Genomic DNA, 6,195 nt, shown 5'->3' with positions numbered 1-6,195 from the left:
CTTCGTTGGAATTCCTCGCAATACCCGAGGGCACAAGTAGCCCTGCTATTACTCGGCATTCCGCCTTGCCCAGCTGTCCAAAATGACTTGCTCACTATCATATTTAGAAGGCGGAATTTGTATAACTCGTATCGTGCTAACTATTTTCCCACTATCAATAAGTGAGAGTAAGGTATATTCTTCACCTCGTTTATCCAGTCTACCTTCCACCCTTATCCAATGAGGCAAGACAGTGATTAACTCAACTGCCCTGGATCACCTGCCCGCATCCAAAGATCTGGCGGCTCTGCAACAGCAAATGGCCAATACCCATCTACGCGACCTGTTTTCTGAAGATCCAAACCGGTTTGACCGCTACAGCCTTGAAGCCGCAGGCTTGTTTCTTGATTACTCAAAGCACCTGATTAACGACGATGTAATGGCATCCCTGGTAAAGCTGGCGGAGCAGGCCAATCTGACCCAAGCCCGTGACGCCATGTTTGCCGGTGACAAGATCAATTACACGGAAAAGCGTGCGGTGCTCCATACGGCACTGAGAAGCTTTGGTGATGCTCCGGTGATGGTGGATGGTGAAGACATCATGCCAAAGATCCGTGAAACCCGTGCCCGTATGCAGGCCATGACTGAACAGGTTCACTCTGGGCAGTGGCTTGGCCATACCGGCAAGCCCATCAGGCATATTGTTAATATTGGTATCGGTGGTTCTTATCTGGGGCTCAAAACTGCCATTAATGCCATGACCCCTTACCACGTTAAGGGCTTTGAGCATCACTTTGTGGCGAATATTGACCCTAACGAGTTATCTGAAGTTCTCCATGAAATCGATCCGGAAACCACGTTGTTTATCGTTGCTTCCAAGTCCTTTGGTACCCTGGAAACCCTGCAAAATGCCCGGGCAGCCAGAGCCTGGATGATTGAGAAAGGCTGTGCCGAGCAGGATATCCGCAAGCACTTTATGGCCATCTCCACCAACCTGAAAGCCATTGACCAGTTTGGTATTGCCCAGGAAAACACGCTGCCTCTGTGGGACTGGGTTGGCGGTCGCTACTCACTCTGGTCCAGCATCGGCCTGTTGATTTCCATGGTGGCAGGCTACGACAACTTCGAGTGCTTGCTGAAAGGCGCTGAAGCCATGGACCAGCACTTCTGCTCAGCCCCTCTGGCAGAAAATATGCCGGTTATTGCCGGTCTGCTGGGCGTCTGGTATCAGAACTTTATGGGGGCTGAATCCCATGCCGTCATTTCCTATGATTACTTCCTGCGTGATCTGCCGGGCCACCTGCAACAGGTGGATATGGAAAGTAATGGTAAGCGTACCCGAGAAGACGGCAGCACCGTTTCATACCAGACCGGATCAGTCATCTGGGGCGGTACTGGTACTAATGACCAACATGCATATCACCAGCTCCTGCACCAGGGCACACGGTTAATTCCCGTGGACTTTATCGCCCCGGCCACCACTCATAACCCGATTGGCGAACAGCATCCATGGCTGTTTACCAATGCCCTGGCCCAGAGTCAGGCCATGATGCAGGGCAAAACAGTGGAAGAAGTGCGGGATGAACTCACCGCTTCCGGTATGGATGCTGACCAGGTGGAACGTCTGGCTCCTCACAAGGTGATTCCGGGAAATCGCCCGAACAGTATGATGGTTCCTGAAAAGATCACACCGGAAACCACCGGCGCCCTGATTGCCATGTATGAGCATAAAGTCTTTGTCCAAGGCACTATCTGGCAGATTAACTCCTTTGATCAATGGGGAGTTGAGCTTGGTAAAGTACTGGGCGATCGCCTGATTGAGAAAATTCGCGCCAAAGAGGAAAGCACTGACCAGGACAGCTCAACCAATGGTCTGATCAGGCGTTTTAAGCAGTTTAATCGCTGACATCCGGTCAAGTGTCCGGAATATTATGCTTTCGGACATTGGTGTTTTGGCCTCGCTCCCAGGAGGCTGTTGAGGTGAAAAGTTCACCGGCAGCAGCCTGATGGCTTCAACCCCAGCCCCATACGGTGATTCAGCCCGAGTTATGTTGCGCTTCCTTATCTGAAAATTCAGGTATCATAAAATCCATTCACCCTTTGATCATAGAAAGAAGTAAAACGCCATGATTACACCAGCAATCCCCCTGACCGATATCCACCGCCATCTCGATGGCAATATCCGACCGGCAACCATTCTGGATCTGGGAAGGAAGAATAACCTCCAGCTACCTGCAGACAACCTGACCGATCTGATTCCCCATGTTCGGGTCATCAGCCAGGAACCTGACCTGGTCAGTTTTTTGAGTAAGCTGGACTGGGGCGTTAAGGTGCTTGCGGACTACGATGATTGCCGCCGGATAGCGTATGAAAATGTCGAAGATGCCATGAACGCCCGCATTGATTATACCGAGCTCCGCTTCAGCCCGGGGTATATGGCGATGACCCACAGCCTTGATCCTGAAGGTGTTGTTGACGCTGTGATTGATGGCGTTACCGCCGGTAGTCGTGACTTTGGCGTGGCAACCAACCTGATCGGTATTTTGAGCCGTACCTTTGGCCAGGAGGCCTGTCAGAAAGAGCTGGATGCCTGCCTTGCGTTCAAAGACCAGTTGATTGCGATTGATCTTGCCGGTGATGAGCTGGGTAAACCCGGAGAGCTGTTTGTTGACCATTTCCGCCAGGTTCGCGATGCTGGCCTGCACATCACCATTCACGCCGGAGAAGCTGCTGGTCCGGAAAGTATGTGGCAGGCCATCAGGGAACTGGGTGCTACCCGGATAGGCCATGGGGTAAAAGCCATCTATGATCCTGTGCTGATGGATTATCTGGCAGAACACAACATCGGTATCGAGTCCTGCCTGACATCCAATATCCAGACTAATACCTTCCCCGATATTCAGAGCCATCCACTCAAGCAGTTTCTGGACCATGGCATTTTGGCCACCATCAATACTGACGATCCGGCCGTGGAGGGCATTGAACTGCCCCATGAATATGAGGTTGCTGCGCCCGCTGCCGGGCTGACCCGGGATGATATCCGCCAGGCACAGGAAAACGGCTTGAGCATTGCTTTTTTGTCTGATGAGGAGAAAGTCGCTTTGCAAGGCAAGGCAAGGAACCGTACCTAAAAGCTTTGATATACAACAAGTGCCAGGTTCCCAAGGTTCCGAGGCTGTCGCAAAACCCGAAAGTGAGTCTCTCCTTGTAGGTCGGCTCCCAAAGGAGCCGACACCCGAACCAACCGCCATGCACCATGATTTCTGAGTTTCATGGGGGATGACGGAGGGGCCAGGAGTCGGCTCGCATGCCAACCGACCTACCTCGGAGAGCTTTCTTCAGGGTTTCGCGACAACCTCTCCCCCCGTGGGAATGCAACCCGAACTCGCTGTCAATGTAACCCCCCCCATTAAAACCCCACGATTCCGGGCAGAAACCGATTGTTCCACATCCGCTCCTGCTCCCCTTTAAGCAGATATCCAGTCTGACGCAGGATTTCCCTTTCCGACGAGCCGTTATCCAGCATCCAGCTATTCTGCCGAGTAATTATCAGTAATTAGCCATGAGTGGCTCCCGGTAAACAGTACCACTCCAAACAAAATGAAGATGATATTAACGGCCAGAAAACGGCATTTAATGGCACAGGAAGGTTAAACCCCTGAAGGCAAGGAAAGGACACCGGTCATGGATTCTGAGCAAATCAAAAAAGATTTAACCAGTGAAGCGCTTGTCGCAATTAATGGCCCATTCCATCCTGAGGGTAAGGCTCCGTCTGAGCAAGTTAACGATCTCCGTAAGCTTAAAGGGCAGGTTGTGGCAGAGCCTGCTGGTAAAGGAGGGCTGAAAGAGTATCCTGCTGACCCGTGGGAGCAGGATTCCAGCGCCATAGAGCACAAGCTTTTTTCTGACATCAATGCACTGCCTGCGGTTGCTATCAGCGACAGGAGTGAACTCAGGAAAAAACTGTCAGAACTTTACAAACAGGCTCACGAGCTGATGACCTGCTATAACCAGAGAATCCAGAGCCTGTTGATGGATGATCGTTTTTTATACCGGCACTCCTCTGAAATCTCAGCTTTCATGATTCGGGGATTAATGCCGCCACTGGAGAAGATAAAAACCCTGGAAAAAGCGCTCGCATCAACACGGAAAAAATCAGAAGAAGAACCTGTCGATCAACTGCAACAGTCGGCAGTTGATGAATTGGCAAAAGTTGAGAAGGTGTTTAAGGAGGCCAAAAGTCGGCTAACCAAGTATACCAAACCCTTAAAGCCGACACAGTTACTCCAGAAACAGTTGAGTCAACGCCTGGAAAGGGAAGCGTCTGAGCTACAGCAGCAAGTACAGAAAACCGGTACTTTAGCCTCTTTACATAATATGGCAAGCACCACTGATAAGCCGATATCGACGATTAAAGCTGAACCTGCCAGCACTGCACCCTTGCCACATCATAAGAGCCAGAAGCAGGAGTACTCGACGGAAGATTTGCTCTCAAAGCAGCTAAAAGCACTGGCAATAACCCTCGATACTGCCAGTCAGGAGACCGGGAAAAAAACCATCCAGTCTATTATCCGTTACGTGAAATCGGAATATCAGCACTATGCTCCCCTCAGCCCCTTTCTGTCAGCGGCTGGCCAGAAGAGCGAACTGATGTCAATGAATCCTGATAAGGCTTGTAAAGCATGTCAGGAGGCCATTGCGCTGCTGGACAGTGTTTCATCCTCTAACGAGCCGGAGCTTTCCCTGGAGGCGCTGACTCAAATAGACAAGGCCATTGGCAAACTGGCTGCATTTGATAAAAAGTTGCCTGGTGAAGTCTGGCAGCTATTAACAGAGCTAACACCTGACCAGGGCAATAGCCGATACCATTTAATAAACTTGCTGTGTCGTAAGCTGCTGCTGGATGGCTCCACGCCATTAACACAGAAAACGGTACTGAATAAATTTAAAGACGTTGCACAGCTGTTATCCCAGTCTGGAGAAAATGCTGAGGATCAGGTTTTTGATCAGCAGTTTATCAATGTCTATGGTTCTATATTCACCTCGGCAACCCACCTGAAAAAAACACTCAATGTGGTTAATAAACCCCATGAGACTCAGGCATTGCTGCAGATGTTTGCCCGCGAGAAATCCGAAGAACAGGCACGCCTGGCAGAAATGATTGAGGCGTTCAAAGCTATTGGCGATGACCAGAAGCTGGCGTGTCTGACTTCGGGAGCGGCCGCTTTTGACTGTCTGATAACAACAATACCGGCACAGCTGACGTCGGAAATCAATGGTTATCGCCCCGCTGAAACCAGCCAGACTCATAAGCAGTTAACGGACTCCGTACTCACAAAGTATTCGGATTATCACAAGACAACAGGGTTAATCCGGAAGCAAGCAGAAAACATTAACAGTCAATCCATAAACAACCAGTCTGAACACTCAAGGACTTTCTTCAAACTCAGCAAACAACTGGTGGAAACTCTGGCTTGCCCAGATAACCGGCAGGAAGCTTTACTGAAAAACATAGATACTGAACTGCAGAAAATCACTACTCATTCGCAGGTAAACACACGGGCAAAGCAAGCTATTGCCGGGTGCCGGACACACATTCAGGATGCACTCAGGGAGAAGCATCTTACCAACGACCAGGCCAGTAAGATCATCACGCTGTTTCTTGAGACCCAGACTTATATAGATGAGCCCGGTGCCGCTCAGACAGGGATCAATAACGTTGCTATTCCGCAAGCGCTTTTTCAAGCCATGGCATCACTGGAAAACGGCACCTCAGCAAAGTGGTACAACCAGCTGTTCACCGGTCATCTTCAGGAACAAAGAACGAATACTCTGGGTATTGTGAAAAACATTCTGGACGCCTGTCAGCAAACACATGCAGCAACAATGGCAGTGGCCAGTTTTATTGAGATGTCCGCACTGGAGATTACCAGAGATAATGACGATCCAATGATCAAACAACTGGGGGTAGAGCTGCAGGCTTATGCCGACCGGCTGAAAACCGCTTGATTCAGTTAAATCATAACTGCCACCGGCTGGTTTATTCTGTAGCCTCCTGGTGCAGACAAGCGCAAATACCTATGCAGCCACATCCTCTTTCCCACGGCGAACCGTGGGAACGGTGTGCCTGTGTATGTATAACAGGGTTTGGCTAGGAGGCCGTCCGAGAATAGACTGCCCTGCTGCGGCGACAGCAAATTGGTCTAAAAATCCGCT

3 protein-coding genes are annotated in these 6,195 nt (G+C 50.3%); all 3 read left to right on the top strand.

The window, feature by feature from the left end:
• Positions 1-232 precede the first annotated feature (232 nt).
• The 3 genes from pgi (at position 233) to KDK15_RS12765 (ending at position 5,988) form a co-directional block, all read left to right on the top strand.
• Complete coding sequence (gene pgi / locus KDK15_RS12775) at positions 233-1,885, top strand: glucose-6-phosphate isomerase (protein WP_257295760.1); 1,653 nt, start codon at positions 233-235, stop codon at positions 1,883-1,885.
• Positions 1,886-2,105: 220 nt separating this feature from the next.
• Entirely contained in the window at positions 2,106-3,110 is a 1,005-nt protein-coding gene (gene add, locus KDK15_RS12770) for an adenosine deaminase (protein ID WP_257295758.1), read from the top strand.
• A gap of 553 nt (positions 3,111-3,663) precedes the next feature.
• The gene (locus tag KDK15_RS12765; RefSeq protein ID WP_257295757.1) at positions 3,664-5,988 is read left to right on the top strand and encodes a hypothetical protein; all 2,325 of its coding nucleotides are present in this window, start codon (positions 3,664-3,666) and stop codon (positions 5,986-5,988) included.
• Positions 5,989-6,195 lie beyond the last annotated feature (207 nt).

Source organism: Endozoicomonas sp. YOMI1, assembly GCF_024606345.1.
Classification (GTDB): domain Bacteria; phylum Pseudomonadota; class Gammaproteobacteria; order Pseudomonadales; family Endozoicomonadaceae; genus Endozoicomonas.
Note: the sequence above shows the minus strand (reverse complement) of the source record. Positions and strands in the feature narration are given on the sequence as shown.